This is a genomic window from Actinosynnema sp. NPDC059335, assembly GCF_042752395.1.
GTDB lineage: Bacteria > Actinomycetota > Actinomycetes > Mycobacteriales > Pseudonocardiaceae > Actinosynnema.
Window position 1 is genome coordinate 49,019 of record NZ_JBHYXZ010000015.1, and the last position, 2,625, is coordinate 51,643.

Sequence of the window (2,625 nt, forward strand, 5' to 3'; positions counted from 1 at the left end):
GGGGCGGCCCCCCCCCCCCCCGCCCACCACTGGTTTTTGTGGTCCTCGGGGCGGGAGAGCCCCAGCCACCCCGCGCGCCGGGCCCCCCCCCCCCCGGCCAGGAAGTGGTCCATGAGCTTCGACCGGCCGCTCCCCTCGGCGAACACCGGCTCGCCGTCGGCCGACCGCAGGCTCAGGTGGACGTGGCAGGAGCTGCCCTCGCGCTCGTTGTACTTGGCCATGAACGTGATCGCCTTGCCCTGCTGCGCCGCGATCTCCTTGGCCCCGGTCTTGTAGACGCTGTGGTTGTCGCAGGTCGCCAGCGCCTCGGTGTAGCGGAACGCGATCTCGTGCTGGCCGGGGTTGCACTCGCCCTTGGCCGACTCGACCACCAGGCCCGCGCCCGCCATGTGGTTGCGGATCGCGCGCAGCAGCGGCTCGATGCGGGCGGTGCCCAGCAGCGAGTAGTCCACGTTGTACTGGTTGGCCGGGGTGAGGTCGCGGTAGCCGCGGTTCCACGCGTCCTCGTAGGTGTTGTCGAAGACGATGAACTCCAGCTCGGTGCCGACGAACGCGCGCAGCCCGCGCTCGGCGAGCCGGTCGAGCTGGCGGCGGAGGATCTGCCGGGGCGAGGCCACGACGGGCGTGCCGTCCTCCCAGACCAGGTCGCACAGGACGAGCGCGGTGCCCTCGTGCCACGGCACGCGGCGCAGCGTGGACAGGTCCGGCTTCATCACGAAGTCGCCGTAGCCGCTGTCCCACGACGACATGGCGTAGCCGCCGACCGTGTTCATCTCCACGTCCACGGCCAGGAGGTAGTCGCAGCCCTCGGCGGCGTGCTGGAGGACTTCGTCCAGGAAGTAGCGCGCGGCGCAACGCTTGCCCTGGAGCCGGCCCTGCATGTCGACGACGGCCACCAGCACCGTGTCGATCTCCCCGGTGTCCACGAGCACGCGCAACTCCTCCACGGCGAGCATCCGCAGTACCTCCAAAGGTATGACAGCGAGCCATTGGACGCTTCATCCTGACACCTTCGAGTGAACGCCGCCACATCCCTTTCGGACGACTCTTCGGACAATCGCCTGTTGACACCGTCAGGTGACACACGCCACTCTCCGTGCAAAGGAGCGCGACTGACCCATTAGGGAGCGCAGATGGCCAAACACGTCGAGTACGAGAAGGTGGGCCACGACTACCTGGAGCACCGGCAGCTCAAGCGCGGCGCCGCGGGCTGGGTGCTGCTGGCCGGCCTCGGGGTCTCGTACGTCATCTCCGGCGACTTCGCCGGGTGGAACTTCGGGCTCGCCCAGGGCGGGTGGGGCGGGCTGCTGGTCGCGACGGTCCTGATGGGCGCCATGTACACGTGCATGGTGTTCGGCCTGGCGGAGCTGGCCGCCGCGCTGCCCGTGGCGGGGGCCGGGTACGGGTTCGCGCGCCGGGCGCTCGGACCGCTGGGCGGTTTCGCGACGGGCGTCGCGATCCTGGTCGAGTACGCGATCGCGCCCGCCGCGATCGTGGTGTTCATCGGTGACTACGTGCAGGCGCTCGGGCTGTTCGGGCTCACCAGCTCGTGGCCGGTGTACCTGGTCTGCTACGCGATCTTCGTCGGCGTGCACCTGTACGGGGTGGGCGAGGCGCTGCGGCTGATGTTCGTGATCACCGGTGTCGCGGTGGTCGCGCTGATCGCGTTCGTGGCCGGGATGGCGCCGAAGTTCGACTCCGCCAAGCTGTTCGACGTCGGCGACGGGAGCTTCCTGCCGTTCGGGTTCGCGGGCGCGCTGGGCGCGTTGGTGTACGCGATCTGGTTCTTCCTGGCGGTCGAGGGCGTGCCGCTCGCGGCGGAGGAGGCGCGCGACCCGAAGAGGGACATGCCGCGCGGGATCATCGGCGCGATGGTGGCGCTGCTGGTGTTCGCGGCAGCGATCCTGGTGTTCGCGCCCGGCGGCGCGGGCTCGGCGGCGTTGATGGCGTCGGGCAACCCGCTGCCCGAGGCGGTGCGCGCGGCCTACGGCGGCGACAACGCGCTGGCGCAGGTGGTGAACTACGTGGGCCTGGCCGGGTTGGTGGCGTCGTTCTTCTCGATCATCTTCGCGTACTCGCGGCAGCTGTTCGCGCTGTCGCGGGCCGGGTACCTGCCGCGGTGGCTGTCGAAGACCGGCAGGCGCAAGACGCCGTACCTCGCGCTGATCGTGCCCGGCACCGTCGGCTTCGCGCTCGCGGCGATCCTGGAGAGCGGGGCGACGCTGATCAACGTCGCGGTGTTCGGCGCGGCGCTGTCGTACGTGCTGATGATGGTGTCGCACATCGTGCTGCGCGTCCGCGAGCCCGAACTGGACCGTCCATACCGGACGCCGGGCGGCGTCGTGACCACCGGGGTGGCGCTGGTGCTCGCGGTGGCGGCGGTCGTGGCGACGTTCTTCGTGGACGAGCTGGCCGCCGGGATCACCGCGGGCATCGTCGTGGTGGCGTTGGCGTACTTCTGGTTCTACAGCCGCCACCACCTGGTGGCCGCCGCGCCGGAGGAGGAGTTCGCCGCCATCGCGCAGGCCGAGGAGGAGCTGAAGGACTGACCGGCGGCGCGGGGGGGGTGGGGGGGGGGTGCCCCACCCCCCTCCACACCGACACAAAAGAGGATAAACAAACAAC

General features: G+C 70.4%; 1 protein-coding gene and 1 pseudogene. One reads left to right on the forward strand and one right to left on the reverse strand.

The features are described 5' to 3' along the window. Positions 1 to 956: pseudogene (locus ACFXGA_RS07475) on the reverse strand (glutamine synthetase); the annotation flags it as partial. A 177-nt stretch (positions 957 to 1,133) separates the two neighbouring features. Between ACFXGA_RS07475 and eat the strand changes: the two are divergent. After that, entirely contained in the window at positions 1,134 to 2,549 is a 1,416-nt protein-coding gene (eat, locus tag ACFXGA_RS07480; RefSeq protein WP_378085182.1) for an ethanolamine permease, read from the forward strand. Positions 2,550 to 2,625 lie beyond the last annotated feature (76 nt).

Bases quoted from the DNA above. Each gene is read 5' to 3' on its own strand.
- eat (WP_378085182.1), top strand. From the start codon at position 1,134: ATGGCCAAACACGTCGAGTACGAGAAGGTGGGCCACGACTACCTGGAG.